Genomic DNA, 19,198 nt, shown 5'->3' on the forward strand with positions numbered 1-19,198 from the left:
ACGGGCAGCTCACTCCTATCCCTAGCGATCGACCGGCGGACCGGCGTTGCCGCGCCCATGCCCGCCAGAAGAGGAACCACCCCTTGCGTCAACCCGCGATACCCCCTGCCTCCACAACGACCCCGTACGCCGAGGCTGCCCTGCCGCGCCTCTACGTCCCCGAGGAAGTCGCCGCCGCACTCGGCTGCTCGGCCTGGTGGGTCAAGGACCGCGCTCGCCGGCGGCTCATCCCGTTCACCCGCGTCGGCCGTGCCTACCGCTTCTCGGACGGGCACCTCGCCGAGATCATCCGCATGCTCGAAGAGCGTCCGGTCCAGGCTCCGCAGCACCCTGGTGCCGTCCCTGCGCCGACCCGGAAGCCTCGTGCCCGGCGGCAGCAGCCCGAGACGGCTGTGCCCACCGTCCGTCTCAAGGCCCGGCCACCACGCCGGATGACCAAGTCCCAGTACGGAACCGCTGCTTAAAGCACCCCACGCGACAGAAGGGAGGGAATCTGTGGGGTACGCAGAAAAGCGCGGTGGCTACTGGCGAGGCCGCTACAAGATCGAGGACGGCAAGTACGGCACCGTCGCTGATTCCGCGGGCGTCGTGGTCAAGTTCGCCACCAAGCGCGAGGCCAAGCAGGCCGCAGACGCGGAGGAGGTGACCGTTCGGCGCGGCCAGTGGCGCGACCCGGGCCTCGGTCAGGAGACCTTCGGCGAGTACGCGAGCCGCTGGTACGCAGCCCAGGACCTGGCAGCCTCGACGATGCAGAACTACAGGCGCCACATCGAGGAGCACCTGCTCCCCGACTTCGAGGACAAGGCGCTCGCAGGCATCCTGCGCACGGACGTCGACGCCTGGGAGAAGAAGGAGCGGGCCGCGTACGCGGCTTCCAGCGTCAAGACCTGGCGCTCCACGCTCCACCTGATCTTCGAGGACGCGATCGACGAGGGCTTGCTCACGTCCAACCCGGCAGCCAGGCGCCGAGGCCGAGGAAAGCGCGCCGGCCGCTCGCGCGACCGCGGCCCGGAGAAGGTCGTCACCGACGCGCTCGGCATCCTGCTGACAGCCGAGCGGGCAGCCCTGCTCTCCGGGCGCGACGACGAGTTCGTCGCCACCGTCCTCAAGGGCTACACGGGCAAGCGCTGGGGCGAAATCGTCGGTCTGGAAACGGAGTTCGTCCGCCCCAGCGCCTTCCGCGTCGAGTGGCAGCTGTACGAACTGGACACCGGCGAGCTGGTCCGCTGCCCGCCCAAGGACGACAGCTACCGCGACATCGACTCGACGGAATGGCTGTCCGCCCTGGTCCTCAACCACATCGCCCGTACGAAGCCGACGCCCTGCCCCTGTCACGGCAGGACGTACGTCTTCCGTGGCCAGGGTGCGGCGCGCACCGGCGGCCACCAGGGCGCCAAGCTCGTCGATGTCGCCCGCCGCGCCGAAGTCTCCACGGGCACGGTCTCCAACGTCCTCAACCACCCCAATCGCGTCCGCGAGGACACCCGCGTGCGCGTCGAACTCGCCATCGCAGAGCTCGGGTTCATACGGGGAGGCATCACATCGGAGCACGCGGCCCACTGGCGCCGAAACGGCTTCGCCACTTGGCTGTTCACCCCTGCGGTCTCCGGCTGGTATCCGAAGAAGGCTCCACAGGAGGCCCGCCCGGTACCGATCCTCGGCGAGCCCTGGCCGGGCATCCCGGCCCGAGGCCGAGGGGCCGCTGCTCGGGCGGACGCTTGCTGGCTCCCGATCGCCAAGGGCCTTACGCCGCACGGTCTCCGGCACACCCACCGCACGATGATGGAGGACCTCGGCACCGAGAAAGTGCTCATGGACGAACGCATGGGCCACATCGACGGCTCGGTGTCGGCGCGCTACGCCCACGTTACGCCTGGCATGCGCCGGCGCCTCATCCTCGGCTTGACCGAGCAGTGGGAGGCGGCACTCGACGTGCGCCGAGGGCTGGCCCCAAGGTCTCCCGTGCCAGTCCTTGATCGGTTGCTCCAGAAGTAGCCCTGACCTCGCGAGGCTGTGAGACAGGGGCGAGGCTGAGTCCAGTGGTGGATGACGGCCTTGCTTCGCCTTGTCCCCACTCTGTAGTCCTCGGAGTGGGGACAAGGCTGTCTGCGTTTGCGCAGTTGCTGGCCCGGCGGGTGCAAGTGCCGTTCTGACCCTGATTGTTGAATTCCGGTTGTCGAGATTCTGTGGAAGGTGTGATCCTCCTCTTGGACGAGAAGGACACGTGACATGGCATACGCTCGCTGGCGCCACATCCTCATGGAATCGCAGCGGCACGCCCTCAAAGCGGTGGACGAGTGGAATTGCTCGACTGGTAACTACAGCGACTTCCTCACGCACATGCACAAGGCGTGGCACTACCTACTTCATGCAGAGTTCCACAAGGCGAAGATCGACTATCACTACAGCGACCCCAAGACCGGTCAGCAGCAGCTGATTGATGGTGAGCCCAAGGCTTGGGATCTCGACCGGTGCTTGAAGGAGCGCTTCCCTGACAACAGGGATGCCGTGCGCTTGAACGGGGAACTCTTCGTGGCGCTCCGAAACAAGGTGGAGCACCGCTACGAGCACAACTTGAAGATCGCGACAGGTGGCAGGGCCCAAGCGCTCGTCCTGAACTACGAACAAGAGATGGTTGCCCACTTCGGCACCGAGTTCAGCCTTGCCGATCAGCTTCGATTTCCGATTTCGCTTCAGGCCCTCACCGCTGAGGGGCGGGAGCAACTCCAAGCGGCAGCGAAGAAGCTGCCGAAGCACACCCGCGACCTGGTGGCGAAGTTCGAGGCTGCCATCGATCCTGCCGTCCGCGAAGACCTCAGGTACGACTACCGCGTAAGGCTTGTGCCCATCATCGGCTCCAAGACGGATGCCGACCTGGCGATCAACTTCGTCAAGCTCGATGAGCTGAACGAGGAAGAGCGCAAGATCATGGTTGAGGCTGGGCGTCTCGGCACAGTCATCGAAAAGACCAAGCACGTCGAAGTGGCAGACAAGGACAAGCTGCTCCCGGGGCGGGTGGCTAGCCTCGTAGAAGAGCAACTGATCTTCGAATTCAGCGTCCAGAACGAGCACGCCAAGATGTGGCGACGCCTCGGGGTCAGACCTGTCAGTGGAGCTGCTGACCCCTACGCTACGAACGCGAAGTACTGCGTCTACAGCGAGGCATTCGGGGCCTACGTCTATACGCCCGACTGGGTGAAGAAGATCGTCAGGGAGATCGGCACCATCGAGAAGTACCGCGCGTTCTTCGGAAGGGAGCCCCGCATGAAGAAGGTGACCCCATTTCCGAAGCAAGCGGGGGTGCCAGAGCTGGGCATCGCTCAGCAGCGCAGTAAGTCCGCCTGAAGATCGCGCAGAAGTGCGCTACTCGTCGAACAGACTGTCTTGGACGTAATCGACGACCTTCCGCTCCGGGTAGAAGACGGCCAGCAGCATGAACGTCTTGGGATGAGCCGCGATGTTGCCGACGAAGAAGTGGACGGCCCGGCTCGGGGCACACATCCGCGTGTACCAGCGCTCGCGGAGCGCATCGCGGACCCCGTCCTCGCCGTACTTGCGCAGGAACTTGCGGTACGACTGGCCTGCCTCCCAGTCCTTCAGCCCCATGTCGTGGGTCGGGCAGTCGTCTTCGGCGCAGCGAAAGCTGTAGCGGAGGTCGAGCGGCACCCACTCCAGCGGGTTCAGCTCCTGCTCGAATAAGTCGAGTTGGTCGGCCAGAGCGGCTTTGGAGACGGACCAGGGCTCGGCGGCCTCCATCCGGAAGCGGGTGATCTCGGCGGGGCGGAAGACGCCGAGGGATGTTCCTCGCTTCTCCTGATCCCGCTTGATCGCGCAGAGCGACGGGGCGACCAGTGGCTCCACGTGGCGGTACCGCTTCTGCCAGCCGCCGTCGGGCGGTACCTCGCCCACAATCTCCAACGTGTCGAGATACGGTCGGAGACTCTCTGGTCGGGAGTCCCGCTCAAGGCGGTGTGGCTCCACGTCGACTTCGATGATCGAGTACTTGGAGAACTGCGCCTCTTCGCTGAGGAGCCGGAAGGGCACAGGGAAGAGCCGCACGTGCTGTGGCTCGCCTTGGTCGAGTCGTATGCCGGCCACACAGCTGGTCTCACGGTATTTGCTGGACAGCTCCGGATACGTCTTGACCGTGATCATGATCCGCGCGCGCTGTCGCTTCCCGAATGCCGACGACGCCATGGCGTGCCCCCTCCATCGATCTCCCGATCTGATTGGACGAGAGGCATGCACCGCTGGCAAGGGCGCGTACGAAAGCCGGGGACGAAGTCAGGCCAAGGGATTCACCGGCACTTGGACCCGGCTGCGGACCGTCTCCAAGACGACCTGCCGGTGACAGCGACTCTCGTCTTTCTCGAAGCACAGCACCGCGACCCGTGACGCTCGAGCGTGCTCTGCCAGGCGGTCAAGGTCGGCCTGCGCCTCTTCGGATCGCAACAGGCCACGGAAGCGCGCGCACCCCTCTTCGACGCGGCCGTCCCAGAAGGGCTCCCGATTGTCCTTCGGATTGCCCAGGCCACGAAGGTGCGTGTACTCGATGCCGGCTGCGGCCAGAGCCTCCCCGAGGCGGGTCTTACTGAAGCCCTTCTTGCGGCTGATCGGGGTGAGCCGTACGTCCGCTACGACACCGATGCGACTGTCGACGAGCGAGGCGACGAATGAGTCGATGTCTCGGCCTTCGTATCCGGCTGACCAGATACCGGGGGTAACGGGCGGGACATGGGTTACCCGGAAAAGATCATCGAGGGAGACGGAAAGAGCCTCAGCCACCGCGCCGACGGTGAAGAAACCTGGCTGGATCGCTCCCTCGCTCTCCAGGCGGCGCAGCGTAACGGCGGCGATGCCTGCCTCTTTGGCCAGCCGTTCACGCGTCCACCCGCGGTCCTCCCGTAACGCCCGCACTCGCTGGGCAAGCGCATGGGCGGGGCCGTGGGGAGGAGCTGAGCGATGACCTGCCATGTGCGGTGTTCCTAACGACCGTTGGGGCGGCCCGCCGCGGCGTTCCTGGTCAGCTACGAGCCCTGGATTCGCGAACGCGCAGGTCCGAGGGCGCTTGAGCGTCACTCATCCTGCGGCACTGGAGACCGGTCCTGGGAGAAGCCGACCAAGATCTTCTCCCAGATTTCTCCCAAACGATCTCCAGGAACCACTCAGGGGCCTGACCCGCTCTGCGGATCAGGCCCCTGACCTGGTACTTCACTGTCGGGGTGGCGGGATTTGAACCCACGACCTCTTCGTCCCGAACGAAGCGCGCTGCCAAGCTGCGCTACACCCCGATGTCCCCGCTTGCGGCGGCGACGTCGTTTACTTTAGCCCACCGGGGGCCCTGGGCGAAATCCGGTTTGTGGCGGCTATGGGGTCGGCGTCAGGGTCAGGAGGGACGCCTCCGGGGGGCAGGCGAAGCGGACTGGGGTGTAGCGGTTCGTTCCGCAGCCCGCGGACACGTGGAGGTACGAGGTCCGCCCGTCCACCCGGTGCCGGGACAGGCCCTTCACCCGGTCCGTGTCCAGGTCGCAATTGGTGACCAGCGCCCCGTAGAAGGGGATGCAGAGCTGGCCGCCGTGGGTGTGGCCCGCCAGGATCAAGGGGTAGTCGTCGCCCGTGAAGGCGTCCAGCACGCGCAGATACGGGGCGTGGACGACGCCGAGAGAGAAGTCCGCCCCCGTCTCCGGCCCCCCGGCCACCCTCCCGTACCGGTCCCTCTTGATGTGCGGGTCGTCCAAACCGGTGAGGCCGATCTCCATGCCCTCGATCTTGAGCGCCCCGCGCGTGTTCGTCAGGTTCACCCAGCCCGCCCCGTCGAACCCGTCCCGCAGGTCCTCCCACGGGTTGTGGATGGCGCTCACGGCCGGCCGGTTCCCGTTCAGACCGTGCCTGCCCTGCGCCTTCTCGAACAGGTACCGCGCAGGGTTACGGAGCTTCGGCCCGTAGTAGTCGTTCGAGCCGAAGACGTACGCCCCGGGGAACTCCATCAGCGGGCCCAGCGCGTCCAGCACCTCCGGCACGCCCTCCGGGTCCGAAAGGTTGTCCCCCGTATTGATGACGAAGTCCGGGCGGAGCCCCGCCAGGGACCGCAGCCACCGCTGCTTCTTGCGCTGGCCGCTCACCATGTGGATGTCGGACACCTGGAGCACCCGCAGCGGACGCATCCCCTTGGGCAGTACGGGTACGGTCACCCGTCGCAGTCGGAACGAGCGGGTCTCGAAACCCACCGAGTAGAGCAGACCGGCGGCGCCGACCGCCGTGATTCCCAGGGGTACTCCGTATCGCGCGCGCATACGTCCATCGTGTCAGACGCCCGCCACTCGGGAGCATCGGCGGTACCCCGTAAATCCGCGGGCACCGGCACTTCCGTACCTGCGACAATCAGGCCATGACCACCCTCAAGTCGAAGCTCAAGGAAGACCTCACGGCCGCCATCAAGGGGCGCGACGAACTGCGCTCCTCGACGCTCCGGCTGACCCTGACCGCGATCTCCAAGGAAGAGGTCGCGGGCACCTCGGCGCGCGAGCTGTCCGACGACGAGGTGCGGAAGGTGATCGCCCGCGAGGCGAAGAAGCGGCGCGAGGCCGCCGAGGCGTTCGCGAAGGGCGGACGCGCCGAGCAGGCCGAGCGGGAGAAGGTGGAGGGCGAGGTCCTCGCCGAGTATCTGCCGAAGCAGCTCTCCGACGACGAGCTGCGCGCGATCGTGGCGCAGGCCGTTGAGGAGGCCAAGGCCGCGGGCGCCGAGGGGCCGCGCGCCATGGGCCAGGTCATGAAGATCGTGAACCCGAAGGTCGCGGGCCTCGCCGAGGGCGGTCGCGTCGCCGCCCTCGTGAAGCAGCTCCTGGCCGGCTGAGCAGCCGCCACAGCCGCCACAGCCGCCACAGCCACCACAGCCACCACCGCCGCCACAGCCGGGCGTCCCCCCGGCCCCGCCCCTCGGCCCCGCCCCCTCGCCTCACCCCCGACTTCCCTCTCGTTCGGGCCCTGCCCCCCGTGTCCTCACGTCCGGGGGCAGGGCCCCACGTCTATTTTCTGGCGAATACGTCCGCTCGGTGTACGAAATTGCGGAATAGGCATTTCCTGCCGGTAATTCTCCATTGCTGCCGCACGTATGGCTGGGTATCCTGCTCGTGTTCGTTTCTGCGCATGAAATGCGACGAGCGTACGGGGGCTGGATATTCGGGGTTCTGTTTGTGCGGTCGCGCTTTGGCGTGCCCGAGAACTCGTGCGCGTGTCACGCATGGAAATAGGGGAAAAGGGGAATGATGAAGGTTTCTCAGAATTCGACCAAGTCAAGGCGGCTCGCCCGGTTCGCGCTGGTTCCGGCCGCCGCGGCCGTTCTCACGATGATCCCGCTCGCCGGTACCGCGAGCGCGGTCGGCTGTAACGGCACCGGGTGTGAGAACAAGGGCCCCGTCGCCATGGGGTGTGACGCGGACGCGCACACCGTCGTGGTGGGCGAGGTCTACTCGACGGGCGGTGGCAGAACCGACTTCGAGCTGCGCTGGAGCAACAAGTGCTGGGCGGGCTGGGCGCGTACCGGAGACTCGAAGTACGCGGCCACGATCTCGGTGGAGAAGTGGAATCCGGACCGTACGGTACTTATCACCCGTCGTACCGTGACCATTGCGGACGGCGTGCACGACTGGACCAATATGGTCGGCGGCAAGGGGTACATGGTGCGCGCGTGCGCCACGGAGAAGCGGTCCAACAAGACGAGCTGCACCCCCTTCCGCGGTACGGACTCGTAATCCCCGACTCGTCATCTACGACTCGTCATCTACGACTCGTAGTCTCCGACTCGTCATATCCTGAGCCTCGCGATCTCCTTACTCTCGTCATCTCCTGAGGCTCGCGCGAAATGGAATGTGCCCCACCCGGAATGGGTGGGGCACATTTCATGCGGGGCGGGTCACCGAGTCATCCCCGGCGGCCTCCGGTCCCGTTCCAGCCGCCTCCGTTGCCGCCGCCCCCGTTCCCGCCCCCGCCGATCAGATTCGGCGGGAGGGAGATACCGGGGAAGGGACCGCCGGTCGCGCCCGTGGTGTCGCCGGGCTTGCCGTCGTCGCGGCCACCTCCGCCGCCACCGTTGTCACCCTTGCCCTTGTCCTTCCCGCCGTCCGGGATGTTGACGAGGTTGAAGCCGGGCGAGTCCTTGCCCGACAGGGCGCCGGTCATCGCGTCCCGCCAGATCGGACCCGGCACCTGACCGCCGTAGACCTCGTCGTGGTAGACGCCGCCGATGGTGATCCGCACCATCTTGACCTGCTGCGTGCCGCTGCCGACCCAGACGGCGCCCGACAGGTTCGGCGTGTAGCCGACGAACCAGGCGTTCTTGCGCTCGTCCGTCGTACCGGTCTTACCGGCGTTGGCGCGGTCGGTGAGACCCGCCTGCTGACCGGTACCGGAGTCGATCACACCGCTCAGCAGCGTGTTGATGCTGTCCGCGGTCTTCTCGCTCATCACCTTCGAGCACGTCGACTTCGGGACCGGCATCGACTTGCCGTCGGGACCGGTGATCGACGCGACGGCGATCGGCGTGCAGTACGTGCCCCGGGTCGCGAAGGCGGCGTAGGCGCTCGCCATGGTCAGCGGGGAGATGCCCTTCGAGCCGAGCGCGATGGCGGGCATCTCGGGGAGCTTCTCACCGTTGCCCTGCACGATGTGCAGGCCGTCGGCCATCTTCATCAGCGGGCAGAGGCCGATGTCGGCGACCATCTCCACGAAGTAGGTGTTGACCGACTTCGCCATGGCCTCCTTCAGCCGGTACGGGCCGACCTCCGACTCGTCCTCGTTCGGGACGGATTCGCCGTTCTGGTTGATCCAGGGCTTGCCGCTGCATGTCTGTACGGGGCTGGGATAGTCCATCTCGAACGGCGACGGGTACTCCTGCGTCACCGGCTTGCCCTGCTCCAGAGCGGCAGCCGCCACGAACGGCTTGAACGTCGAACCGGTCGGGAAGCCGTAGTTCGAGCCGCCCATGCTCCGGTCGACCGAGTAGTTGATCTCGGTCTCGTTCTTGCCGGAGCCGTACGGCTTCGTCTGGCCCATGCCGAGGATCTTGCCGCTGCCCGGCTCGACCAGCGTGGCCGCCGACGCGACCGAGTCCGACTGGTTGACGTGGTCCTTCAGCGATGCCTGCACCGACTCCTGGGCCTGCGGGTCCAGTGTCGTACGGATCGTCAGGCCACCCCGGTTCCAGAGCTTGGCGCGATCCTCCTGGGTCTTGCCGAAGACCGGGTCGGTGAGGAAGACCTTGCGGACGTAGTCGCAGAAGAAGCCGGCGCCCTTGACCGCGGTGATGCAGCCGTTCTGGGGCTGGCTGACCTTGAGGCCGAGCGGGGTCTCCTTGGCCTTGTCGGCGTCCGCCTGCGAGATGTCCTTGGTCTCGGCCATCCGCTGGAGGACGATATTGCGCCGCTTGGTGGCCTCTGCCTCGTCGTTCACCGGGTCGTACCGGCTCGGCGACTGGACGACGCCGGCGAGCAGCGCGGCCTCCTGGAGCTTCAGGTCCTTGGCGGGCTTCGAGAAGTACCGCTGGGCCGCGGCCTCGATGCCGTACGCCTGCTGCCCGAAGAAGGTGATGTTGAGGTAGTTCTCCAGGATCCGCTTCTTGCCGAGCTTGTCCTCGACCTGGATCGCCATCTTCAGCTCGCGGATCTTGCGGCCGAGGGTCTGCTGGGTGGCCTCCGCGACCTTCGTCGGGTCGTCGCCCGCCTCCTCGACGAAGACGTTCTTCACATACTGCTGGGTGAGGGTGGACGCGCCCTGGGTGACGCCGCCGCTCTGCGCGTTCTGGTTGAGCGCGCGCAGGATGCCCTTGGCGTCGACCGCGCCGTGCTCGTAGAACCGTGAGTCCTCGATCGCGACGATCGCCTTCTGCATATAGGGCGAGATGTCCTTGAGTGCGACCACCGTGCGGTCACGGGAGTAGACCGTGGCGATCTGCCCGCCCTCGGCGTCCAGGATCGTGGTCCGCTGACTCAGCGGGGGTCGCTTGAGATTGGCCGGAATCTCGTCGAATCCCTCGACTGATCCCTTGGCCGCGAGTCCGAGCGCGCCCGCCGCGGGCAGCGCGATACCGGCCAGCACAGCTCCCGCGAGCACACTGACACCGAGGAATTTGGCGGCCTGCTGCGTGGGAGACAGACCACCGCCCGAGCGCTTGTTTGCCATGGGGGCAGCCTACGTTCTCATTCGCCGGACACGCGTATATGCCTTGGCCTAAGCTGCTCCCAACTGTCACAGCAGTGCGGCCGTGTATCAACCCCTGGGCTCTTAAACCTTCATGACCGCCCGAAGTCTCGGCAAGCCTCCCGAAGTAACCCGAAGCTGACGGAGTCATGGGCGCCGATGACCACGGTGAAGGTACGGCCGAGTGGCGGAACATGGGCCCGATTCCGCCTCATGTGTCACCTGGCGTCCGTTGTGACTCAACTGAACTGTCCCAATTTGTGGGATAAGTCGCGCATGCCCCCAGCTCACTCCGTTGGGTGATCTGCCGCGTACGCATAGTCCGTTCGGACCATTCAAGATTGGGCCCGAAGGGGGTGTTGCGCTGTCCCCGCCTTCCGTAACGTCCTCAACTGGCGGCGGTGAATATGCCGCTGCCGCCGTGGGGGAGCCTCGATTCGGGAGAGGACGGCGCCGGTATGGGCTGGGTAACCGACTGGAGTGCGCAGGCGGCCTGCCGCACTACCGATCCGGATGAACTGTTCGTACAAGGAGCAGCGCAGAACAGGGCCAAGGCGGTGTGCACCGGATGCCCGGTGCGCACGGAGTGCCTGGCCGACGCGCTGGACAACCGCGTCGAGTTCGGCGTGTGGGGCGGCATGACCGAGAGGGAACGCCGCGCCCTGTTGCGCAGGAGGCCCACCGTCACATCGTGGCGCAACCTCCTGGAGACCGCGCGCTCCGAGTACGAGCGTGGCACGGGCCTGCTGCCCGTGAACATCGACGCCATCGGCGAGATCGATGACATCCATGACATGCATGACATCGACGACGTCGACAACATGGACGACGAGGAGACGTACGAGAGCTACGCGGCCGTGGGGTAGGCCGAACCGACCGCCGGCGTGTCGCCGAACACGGCCGCCGCCGGGATCACGCAGTAGCTCCGGCCGGGGGACCCTCGGCCGCGAGCCGGTCCGCGATGTCGCGCAGACCCGCGAGATCGTGGACATCACCGGGCAGCGCGGCCACCTCGGTCACCGCCACCTCCGGGTGCAGGGCGGTGAAACGGTCGCGCGTGCGCTGTTCGCGTGCCAGCAACTGCATACGTTCGGCGTGCAGCTTCAGCAGCCCGATGGTCAGTCGGGCCGAACTTCCGGCTGCTTCCGGGGAGTTCGTGGAGTTCGTGGGGTCATCGGGAGAGTCAGGAGTGTTACGAACTCCAGCTTTCCCGTCCCCCTGATCCACAATGCGGCCGTCTTCAAGATTTTCTGTGGACCCGGTCTCGAAGCCGGTATCCGAGCCGGTCCTGGAGCCGCCCGCAGAGCTGCTCGCGGAGCCTTCCGCGGAGCCTTCCGCAGAGCCGCCCGCGGAGCTGTCCGCAGCGCCGTCCACGGAGCCGCCCGCAGAGCCCTCCGTGGTGGGCTGCTCGCTGCTCTCGGCGACGCTCTCGGCGACCAGGTGCTCGGCCGCCGACAGTGACCGTTCGGCCGACAGCTGCGCGGCACCGCTGCCGTGCACCCGGTTGAGTACGAGACCGGCCAGCGGCATGTCCTCGGCGGCCAGCCGCTCCACGAAGTACGCCGCCTCACGCAGCGCGTCCCGCTCCGGGGCCGCCACCACCAGGAAGGCGGTGCCGGGCGCCTGGAGCAGCCGGTACGTGGCGTCGGCGCGGGTGCGGAACCCGCCGAACATCGTGTCCATCGCGGCCACGAACGTCTGCACGTCCCGCAGCAGTTGCCCGCCGAGCACCTTGCCCAGGGCGCCGGTCATCATCGACATGCCGACGTTCAGGAACTTCATCCCGGCCCGGCCGCCGACCTTCGCGGGCGCCATCAGGACCCGGATCAGTTTGCCGTCCAGGAAGGAGCCGAGACGTTTCGGCGCGTCCAGGAAGTCCAGCGCCGAACGGGACGGCGGGGTGTCCACGACGATGAGGTCCCACTGGTCACGGGCCCGCAACTGGCCCAGCTTCTCCATCGCCATGTACTCCTGCGTGCCCGCGAAACCGGCCGACAGGGACTGGTAGAAGGGGTTCTCCAGGATCGCCCGCGCCCGCTCCGGGTCCGCGTGCGCCTCCACGATCTCGTCGAAGGTCCGCTTCATGTCGAGCATCATCGCGTGCAGCTCACCGCCCGAGCCGTCGGCGATGCCCTTCACCCGGCGCGGGGTGTTGTCGAGCGAGTCGATGCCCATCGACTGGGCCAGCCTGCGCGCCGGATCGATCGTCAGCACGACGACCTTGCGCCCGCGCTCGGCGGCCCGCAGCCCGAGAGCCGCCGCCGTGGTGGTCTTGCCGACCCCGCCCGCGCCGCAGCACACGACGATACGGGTCCTGGGGTCATCGATCAGCGAGTCGATGTCGAGCACGGTCCGGGCGTCGTCGTCGAGAGTGCCGCGCTGACCGTGCGATGTCGGGTCCGGTGTCGGGTCCGGTGTCGAGTCCGGTGTCGGGTCCGGTGTCATGAGACTCCTTGGACTCCTTGCTTCCGCAGTTCCTTGGCGAGCCGGTAGAGCCCCGCGAGATCCATTCCCTCGGTCAGCAACGGCAGTTCCCGCAAGGGCAGCCCGAGGTCCATGAGGACGGCCCGCTGGGCCTGCTCCAAAGCGTGCCGCTCCGCGTACTCGCCGGCCTGCGCGAGGAGCGGGTCGACCAGCTTCTGCGCGTTCCCGCCTTTGCGGGCGCCGCCAAGACCGGCAGCGGACAGCGACTTGGCGATCGCCGTACGGGGGACCTTGCCGTGGCCATGGCCGCGTACGAGATCAAGAGCGTCGTCGTCCAGCAGCTCCGGGCGGACCATGTTGACGATGATCCGGCCGACCGGGAGCCGGGCGGCGCGCAGCTCGCCGATGCCGTCCGCGGTCTCCTGGACCGGCATCTCCTCAAGCAGGGTCACCAGGTGCACGGCCGTCTCGGGTGACTTGAGGACCCGCATCACGGCCTGCGCCTGGTTGTGTATCGGGCCGATCTTCGCGAGCCCGGCGACCTCGTCGTTCACATTGAGGAAGCGGGTGATCCGGCCGGTCGGCGGCGCGTCCATCACGACATGGTCGTACGCGAACCGGCCGCGCTTGTCCTTGCGGCGCACCGCCTCGCACGCCTTGCCGGTCAGCAGTACGTCCCGCAGCCCCGGCGCCACGGTGGTCGCGAAGTCGATGGCACCGAGCTTCTTCAGGGCGCGGCCCGCACCGCCCAGCTTGTAGAACATCTGGAGGTAGTCCAGGAGCGCCAGTTCGGGGTCGATGGCCAGCGCGTACACCTCCCCGCCCCCGGGAGCCACCGCGATCTTCCGCTCCTCGTACGGCAGCGACTCCGTCTCGAAGAGCTGCGCGATGCCCTGCCGGCCCTCGACCTCGACCAGGAGGGTACGTTTCCCCTCCGTCGCGAGGGCGAGCGCGAGGGCCGCGGCGACCGTGCTCTTGCCGGTACCGCCCTTACCGCTGACGACCTGGAACCTGCTCACGCATTCGAGCCTAATTCCTCCGTCGGCACCGGCGTGGCTCCGGGGTGATGTCTGCGGGGTGCGCCGTACGGCCCGGTGCCGGGTCCGGCTTTCGGGTGACGGGCGGCGGGGTTCCGGCCCGACGGGTCGAAGGGACCGGTACGACGGCCTCAGGAAGCACCCCTCACCCCTGCCCGGGAGGACCCCCGATGCCCGTACCGCCCACGACGATCGACCACCACGCGACCGGCTACAGCCTGGCGCACGCCTACTGGCTCGCCCAGGCGTCCGACCTGGCCTACAAGGACGAGGCCACCATCGAGGAGCGGGCCCGGCAATGGGGCTTCGACCAGGTGCGGCACCACCACACCGCGTTCACCCCGCCGTTCCCCCTTGAGGACACCCAGGCGTACACCGTCGCCGGCGACGACATGATCATCACCGCCTTCCGTGGCACCGAACCCGCGCAGATCCGCGACTGGCTCTCGGACGCCTCCACACCGCCGTGGCCGGGACCGAAGCAGACCGGCTTCGTCCACTACGGCTTCGCGAAGGCCCTCGACTCCATCTATCCCCAGGTACGCGACACCCTCGCCGAACTCCGCACCCGAAACCAGACGGTGTGGTTCACCGGACACAGCCTCGGCGGAGCCCTCGCGATGCTCGCCGGGGCGCGCATGTACCTGGAGGAGCCGGGCCTGCGCGCCGACGGCGTCTACACCTACGGCCAGCCCCGCACCTGCGACCGGCTGCTCGCCGCCGCGTTCAACAAGGGCTTCAAAGAGCGCATGTACCGCTTCGTCAACAACAACGACATCGTGCCGCAGCTCCCGCCGGAGCCCGCGTTCACGCATGTCGACACCCTGCGGTACATCGACTCCGGCGGCCGGATCCGCGAATCCATGACCCTGGTCGGCAGCCTGACGGACCGCTCAAAGGGTCTCACCGCCGACCCCCTGGCACCGACCTCGGACGGGGTACGCGACCACTTCATCCACCGCTACGTCGACGCCCTGGGCAAGAGCCTCGGCTGACCGTCCCACCTCGGCTGAGGGCCGCACCCGGCAACGGATACAGTCGGCCGCATGACCAAATGGGAATACGCCACCGTGCCGCTGCTCGTCCATGCCACGAAGCAGATTCTGGACACCTGGGGCGAGGACGGCTGGGAACTCGTCCAGGTCGTGCCCGGACCGAACAACCCCGAGCAGCTCGTGGCCTATCTGAAGCGGGAGAAGAGCGCGTGAGCGGCGCCGTCGAGGCGAAACTCGCCGAGCTGGGCCTGACCCTGCCCGGCGTTGTCCCGCCGCTCGCCGCGTACCAGCCCGCCGTGCGGACCGGTGTGTACGTCTACACGGCGGGCCAGCTCCCCATGGTGGACGGCAAGCTCCCGGTCACCGGCAAGGTGGGCGCCGAGGTCACGGCCGACGAGGCCAAGGACCTGGCCCGCATCTGCGCCCTGAACGCACTCGCCGCCGTCAAGTCGGTCGCCGGTGACCTGGACCGCATCGCGCGAGTCGTGAAGGTCGTCGGCTTCGTCGCGTCGGCGACCGACTTCACCGGCCAGCCCGGCGTGCTCAACGGCGCCAGCGAACTCCTGGCGGCGGTTTTGGGCGACAAAGGCGTGCACGCGAGAAGCGCGGTGGGGGTAGCGGTCCTTCCGCTGGACGCCCCGGTGGAAATCGAACTCCAGGTAGAACTGGAGAACTGACCAACCGCTGAGGTCAGGGGGGAGTTCGAGGGGGGATCCCCCCTCGAACATTCGCCCGCCCCGAGATAGCCTCCGCCCATGGCAGATGGGCAGTGGTACCCCCCGGAATGGCCGGCAAGAATCCGCGCCCTGGCGACCGGCACCCTCACCCCCGCCCCGGCGAAACGCGCGTCGACGGTCCTGCTCCTGAAGGACACCCCGACCGGCCCGACCGTACACATGCTCCGCCGAGCCGCCTCGATGGCCTTCGCCGGCGGAGCGTACGCCTACCCGGGCGGCGGTGTGGACCCCCGCGACGACGACCACCACGTGCGCTGGGCGGGCCCCACGCGCGCGGAGTGGTCGACCCGCCTGGGCGTCGACGAGTCAGCCGCCCAGGCGATCGTCTGCGCGGCGGTACGCGAGACCTACGAGGAGGCGGGCGTCCTGCTCGCCGGCCCCTCCGCGGACGCCGTCGTGTCCGACACGACCGGCGACGACTGGGAGGCGGACCGCGCGGCCCTGGTCGCGCACGACCTGTCCTTCGCGGAGTTCCTCGACCGCCGCGGCCTGGTGCTCCGTTCCGACCTGCTCGGCGCCTGGGCCCGCTGGATCACCCCGGAGTTCGAACCGAGGCGCTACGACACCTGGTTCTTCGTCGCCGTACTCCCGGCAGGGCAGCGCACCCGCAACGCCACCACGGAGGCCGACCGCACGGTCTGGATCCACCCGTCCGACGCCGTCGCCCGCTACGACAAGGGCGAACTGCTGATGCTGCCCCCGACGATCGCGACCCTGCGGCACCTCACCGCGTACGGGTCCGCCGCCGACGCGCTGTCCGCCGCCGCGACGGTCGACCTCACCCCGGTACTGGCCCAGGCCCATCTGGCGGACGACGACGCACTGGTACTGACCTGGCCGGGCCACGACGAGTTCACGATCCGTATCGCCCCGGGCGGCGCATCCACCGGAGGGAGTGGGTCCTGATGACCGAGGCCGCCGCACTTCCCGGGCAGCCGAGGGGCGGAGTCGTCTCCGGGCCCGCCACCGCCCGCGCCGTCAACGTCCTCGCGCCCAACGCCTCCGCGATGACCCTCGACGGCACCAACACCTGGATCCTGGCGGAGCCGGACTCGCCGCTCGCCGTGGTGATCGACCCGGGACCGCTGGACGAGGGCCATCTGCGGCACGTCGTGGAGACCGCCGAGCAGGCGGGTAAGCGGATCGCGCTGACCCTTCTCACGCACGGCCACCCGGACCACGCGGAGGGCGCGGCCCGCTTCGCGGAACTGACGGACACGAAGGTACGGGCCCTGGACCCGGCGCTGCGGCTCGGCGACGAGGGCCTGGCCGCGGGTGACGTCGTCAGGGTCGGCGGCCTGGAACTACGCGTCGTACCGACCCCCGGCCACACCTCGGACTCGCTCTGCTTCCATCTCCCCGCCGACCGCGCCGTCCTGACGGGCGACACGATCCTCGGACGCGGTACGACGGTGGTCGCGCACCCCGACGGCCGCCTCGGCGACTACCTGGACTCGCTGCGCCGCCTGCGCTCCCTCACGGTCGACGACGGCGTCCAAACGGTGCTGCCGGGCCACGGTCCCGTACTCGACGACGCACAGGGCGCCGTCGAGTTCTACCTCGCGCACCGGGCGCACCGACTGGCCCAGGTCGAGACGGCGGTCGAGAACGGCTACCGCACGGCCGAGGAGATCGTCGCGCGCGTGTACGCCGACGTGGACCGCTCCTTGTGGCCCGCCGCGGAGTGGTCGGTACGCGCCCAGTTGGAGTACCTGGGCGAGCACGGCCTGATCTGAGCGGGCCTTTCTGAGACGGCCCTTTCTGAGACGGGCCTTCGGGTCAGCGGGAGCGCTTGGCCAGGCGTTCGACGTCGAGCAGGATCACCGCGCGGGCCTCAAGGCGGAGCCAGCCACGGCCGGCGAAGTCCGCGAGCGCCTTGTTGACCGTCTCGCGGGACGCGCCGACCAACTGGGCCAGCTCCTCCTGCGTCAGGTCGTGCACCACGTGGATGCCCTCCTCGGACTGCACGCCGAAGCGGCGGGAGAGGTCCAGGAGCGCGCGGGCGACCCGGCCGGGCACGTCCGAGAAGACCAGGTCGGACATCTGGTCGTTGGTCTTGCGCAGGCGCCGGGCGACGGCGCGCAGCAGGGCGGCGGCCACCTCCGGGCGGGCGTTCAGCCAGGGCTGGAGGTCGCCGTGGCCGAGGCCGAGCAGCTTCACCTCGGTCAGCGCGCTGGCCGTCGCCGTGCGCGGACCCGGGTCGAACAGCGACAGCTCGCCGATCAGTTCGCCGGGGCCGAGCACCGCCAGCATGTTCTCTCGGCCGTCCGGGGATGTCCGGTGCAGCTTCACCTTGCCCTCGGTGACCACGTACAGGCGGTCGCCGGGGTCACCCTCGTGGAACAGCGCGTCTCCGCGCGCGAGGGTCACCTCACTCATGGAGGCGCGAAGTTCCGCGGCCTGCTCGTCATCGAGCGCCGCGAAGAGCGGGGCGCGCCGTAGAACGTCGTCCACGAGTACTCTCCTTGTCGACCTGCTCAGGGGACCGTGCTCCCCATCTTGCCGGACGGTCCATACAGTGTGATCAGTCACAAGTCTGCCGCACGTGCGTCCCATGCTGTGCGGGAGGGGGCCAATTGGGGGCTCATCCGCTGGGTCCGGGGCACATGTCAGTGCCGGGCTTTAGGCTGGCCGGGTGTCCAAATCACCAGTGAGAGCACAGGCGGAGGGGGCCGGGCGGGTGGTTGGACGACGTAATTCCGCTGTGGGCGAACACCTCTCGGCGCACCAGACAAATGGGACAAATCCTCCCGCGAGTACGAAGAGGGCGACCGTGTCGGAGACCGAGAAGACGGCGGCCAGGAAAACGACAGCAAAGGCGACCCCCGCGAAGAAGGCCCCCGCCAAGAAGGCGACGGCGGCCACGAAGGCGACGGCAGTCAAGAAGGCCGCCACCGAAAAGGCACCGGCCAAAAAGGCACCGGCCAAGAAGGCACCGGCCAAGAAGGCTGTCGTGGAGAAGCCCCCGGCCAAGAAGACAGCCGTCAAGGCCGCCAAGCCCGAGAGCAGAGCCGCCCTCGTCCGCCGGGCCCGCCGGATCAACCGCGAGCTGGCCGAGGTCTACCCGTACGCCCACCCGGAGCTGGACTTCGAGAACCCGTTCCAGCTCCTCGTGGCCACCGTGCTCTCCGCGCAGACCACCGATCTGAGGGTCAACCAGACCACGCCCGCACTCTTCGACGCGTATCCGACCCCGGAGGACCTGGCCGCCGCCGACCCGACCGTCGTCGAGGAGCTGATCCGGCCCACCGGCTTCTTCCGCGCCAAGACCAAATCGATCATGGGTCTGGCCACCGCGCTGCGCGACGACTTCGGCGGCGAGGTCCCCGACACGGTGAAGGACCTCGTCAAGCTGCCCGGTGTCGGCCGCAAGACGGCGTTCGTCGTACTCGGCAACGCCTTCGGGCACCCCGGAATCACCGTGGACACGCACTTCGGGCGTCTCGTCCGGCGCTGGAAGTGGACCGAGGAGACCGACCCGGAGAAGGTCGAGGCCGCCGTCGGTGAGCTGTTCCCGAAGAGCGAGTGGACGATGCTGTCGCACCGTGTGATCTTCCACGGCCGCCGCATCTGCCACGCCCGCAAGCCCGCCTGCGGCGCCTGTCCGATCGCCCCGCTCTGCCCGGCGTACGGAGAGGGCGAGACCGACCCGGAGAAGGCCAGGAAGCTGCTGAAGTACGAGAAGGGCGGCTTCCCGGGCCAGCGCCTGAAGCCCCCGCGGTCGTACCTCGACGCGGGCGGCCTTCCCGCACCCCCGCTGGGCGCGCCGCCCTCGGCGGGAAACGCCGGATGACGGCACAGGCGGAACGAT

At 68.1% G+C, this 19,198-nt stretch carries 19 protein-coding genes and 1 tRNA gene; 12 read left to right on the forward strand and 8 right to left on the reverse strand.

Annotated features, from left to right (window positions below):
- Window positions 1-83 precede the first annotated feature (83 nt).
- The 3 genes from ACFVT5_RS25635 to ACFVT5_RS25645 all read left to right on the forward strand — a co-directional run bounded on the left by ACFVT5_RS25635 (window position 84) and on the right by ACFVT5_RS25645 (window position 3,345).
- Complete coding sequence (locus tag ACFVT5_RS25635; RefSeq protein ID WP_389892434.1) at window positions 84-464, forward strand: helix-turn-helix domain-containing protein; 381 nt, start codon at window positions 84-86, stop codon at window positions 462-464.
- A gap of 31 nt (window positions 465-495) precedes the next feature.
- Window positions 496-1,995, forward strand: coding sequence for a LacI family DNA-binding transcriptional regulator (locus tag ACFVT5_RS25640; RefSeq protein WP_389892437.1), 1,500 nt, complete (start codon window positions 496-498; stop codon window positions 1,993-1,995).
- A 234-nt stretch (window positions 1,996-2,229) separates the two neighbouring features.
- Window positions 2,230-3,345, forward strand: coding sequence for a DUF3644 domain-containing protein (locus tag ACFVT5_RS25645; RefSeq protein ID WP_389892440.1), 1,116 nt, complete (start codon window positions 2,230-2,232; stop codon window positions 3,343-3,345).
- 18 nt (window positions 3,346-3,363) lie between these two features.
- On the opposite strand, the gene ACFVT5_RS25650 is transcribed toward ACFVT5_RS25645, so the two are convergent.
- The 4 genes from ACFVT5_RS25650 to ACFVT5_RS25665 all read right to left on the reverse strand — a co-directional run bounded on the left by ACFVT5_RS25650 (window position 3,364) and on the right by ACFVT5_RS25665 (window position 6,293).
- Window positions 3,364-4,197 (reverse strand): hypothetical protein, encoded by an 834-nt coding sequence (locus tag ACFVT5_RS25650; RefSeq protein ID WP_389892443.1) that lies wholly within the window; start codon window positions 4,195-4,197, stop codon window positions 3,364-3,366.
- Window positions 4,198-4,284: 87 nt separating this feature from the next.
- Window positions 4,285-4,974, reverse strand: coding sequence for a DUF488 family protein (locus ACFVT5_RS25655; protein WP_389892446.1), 690 nt, complete (start codon window positions 4,972-4,974; stop codon window positions 4,285-4,287).
- Between the two features lie 243 nt (window positions 4,975-5,217).
- Window positions 5,218-5,291: transfer RNA gene (locus ACFVT5_RS25660), tRNA-Pro, on the reverse strand.
- 75 nt (window positions 5,292-5,366) lie between these two features.
- Window positions 5,367-6,293 carry a metallophosphoesterase gene (locus ACFVT5_RS25665; protein ID WP_389892449.1) on the reverse strand — a complete coding sequence of 309 codons (927 nt, stop codon included), beginning with the start codon at window positions 6,291-6,293 and terminating at the stop codon, window positions 5,367-5,369.
- Between the two features lie 95 nt (window positions 6,294-6,388).
- Here ACFVT5_RS25665 and ACFVT5_RS25670 point away from each other — a divergent pair, with 95 nt between their 5' ends.
- Complete coding sequence (locus ACFVT5_RS25670) at window positions 6,389-6,853, forward strand: GatB/YqeY domain-containing protein (RefSeq protein WP_389892452.1); 465 nt, start codon at window positions 6,389-6,391, stop codon at window positions 6,851-6,853.
- Window positions 6,854-7,262: 409 nt separating this feature from the next.
- Window positions 7,263-7,751, forward strand: coding sequence for a DUF2690 domain-containing protein (locus tag ACFVT5_RS25675; protein ID WP_389892455.1), 489 nt, complete (start codon window positions 7,263-7,265; stop codon window positions 7,749-7,751).
- Window positions 7,752-7,920: 169 nt separating this feature from the next.
- On the opposite strand, the gene ACFVT5_RS25680 is transcribed toward ACFVT5_RS25675, so the two are convergent.
- The gene (locus tag ACFVT5_RS25680; protein ID WP_389892457.1) at window positions 7,921-10,176 is read right to left on the reverse strand and encodes a transglycosylase domain-containing protein; all 2,256 of its coding nucleotides are present in this window, start codon (window positions 10,174-10,176) and stop codon (window positions 7,921-7,923) included.
- 476 nt (window positions 10,177-10,652) lie between these two features.
- Here ACFVT5_RS25680 and ACFVT5_RS25685 point away from each other — a divergent pair, with 476 nt between their 5' ends.
- On the forward strand, window positions 10,653-11,060 hold the full coding sequence (locus ACFVT5_RS25685; RefSeq protein ID WP_389892460.1) for a WhiB family transcriptional regulator: 408 nt from the start codon (window positions 10,653-10,655) through the stop codon (window positions 11,058-11,060).
- A gap of 46 nt (window positions 11,061-11,106) precedes the next feature.
- Here ACFVT5_RS25685 and ACFVT5_RS25690 read toward each other — a convergent pair whose 3' ends face one another.
- Window positions 11,107-12,639: an ArsA family ATPase gene (locus ACFVT5_RS25690; RefSeq protein ID WP_389892463.1), complete on the reverse strand. Its 1,533-nt coding sequence runs from the start codon at window positions 12,637-12,639 to the stop codon at window positions 11,107-11,109.
- The gene (locus tag ACFVT5_RS25695; RefSeq protein WP_389892466.1) at window positions 12,636-13,637 is read right to left on the reverse strand and encodes an ArsA-related P-loop ATPase; all 1,002 of its coding nucleotides are present in this window, start codon (window positions 13,635-13,637) and stop codon (window positions 12,636-12,638) included. Before ACFVT5_RS25695 ends, ACFVT5_RS25690 begins: the two co-directional genes overlap by 4 nt.
- Window positions 13,638-13,825: 188 nt before the next feature.
- On the opposite strand from ACFVT5_RS25695, the gene ACFVT5_RS25700 reads away from it, so the two are divergent.
- The 5 genes from ACFVT5_RS25700 to ACFVT5_RS25720 all read left to right on the forward strand — a co-directional run bounded on the left by ACFVT5_RS25700 (window position 13,826) and on the right by ACFVT5_RS25720 (window position 17,123).
- The gene (locus tag ACFVT5_RS25700; protein ID WP_389892469.1) at window positions 13,826-14,650 is read left to right on the forward strand and encodes a lipase family protein; all 825 of its coding nucleotides are present in this window, start codon (window positions 13,826-13,828) and stop codon (window positions 14,648-14,650) included.
- A gap of 51 nt (window positions 14,651-14,701) precedes the next feature.
- Window positions 14,702-14,863 carry a DUF4177 domain-containing protein gene (locus tag ACFVT5_RS25705; RefSeq protein WP_075033571.1) on the forward strand — a complete coding sequence of 54 codons (162 nt, stop codon included), beginning with the start codon at window positions 14,702-14,704 and terminating at the stop codon, window positions 14,861-14,863.
- A complete protein-coding gene (locus ACFVT5_RS25710; protein ID WP_389892472.1) occupies window positions 14,860-15,327 on the forward strand; it encodes a RidA family protein in 468 nt (155 codons plus the stop codon). Before ACFVT5_RS25705 ends, ACFVT5_RS25710 begins: the two co-directional genes overlap by 4 nt.
- 78 nt (window positions 15,328-15,405) lie before the next feature.
- On the forward strand, window positions 15,406-16,293 hold the full coding sequence (locus ACFVT5_RS25715) for an NUDIX hydrolase (RefSeq protein WP_389892475.1): 888 nt from the start codon (window positions 15,406-15,408) through the stop codon (window positions 16,291-16,293).
- Window positions 16,293-17,123 carry an MBL fold metallo-hydrolase gene (locus ACFVT5_RS25720; RefSeq protein WP_389892478.1) on the forward strand — a complete coding sequence of 277 codons (831 nt, stop codon included), beginning with the start codon at window positions 16,293-16,295 and terminating at the stop codon, window positions 17,121-17,123. Before ACFVT5_RS25715 ends, ACFVT5_RS25720 begins: the two co-directional genes overlap by 1 nt.
- A gap of 43 nt (window positions 17,124-17,166) precedes the next feature.
- Here ACFVT5_RS25720 and ACFVT5_RS25725 read toward each other — a convergent pair whose 3' ends face one another.
- On the reverse strand, window positions 17,167-17,841 hold the full coding sequence (locus tag ACFVT5_RS25725; RefSeq protein ID WP_016642758.1) for a Crp/Fnr family transcriptional regulator: 675 nt from the start codon (window positions 17,839-17,841) through the stop codon (window positions 17,167-17,169).
- A gap of 319 nt (window positions 17,842-18,160) precedes the next feature.
- Here ACFVT5_RS25725 and nth point away from each other — a divergent pair, with 319 nt between their 5' ends.
- A complete protein-coding gene (gene nth, locus ACFVT5_RS25730) occupies window positions 18,161-19,180 on the forward strand; it encodes an endonuclease III (protein WP_389892482.1) in 1,020 nt (339 codons plus the stop codon).
- Window positions 19,181-19,198: the final 18 nt, after the last annotated feature.

The sequence above is a fragment of the Streptomyces sp. NPDC058001 genome (assembly GCF_042886315.1).
Classification (GTDB): Bacteria; Actinomycetota; Actinomycetes; order Streptomycetales; family Streptomycetaceae; genus Streptomyces.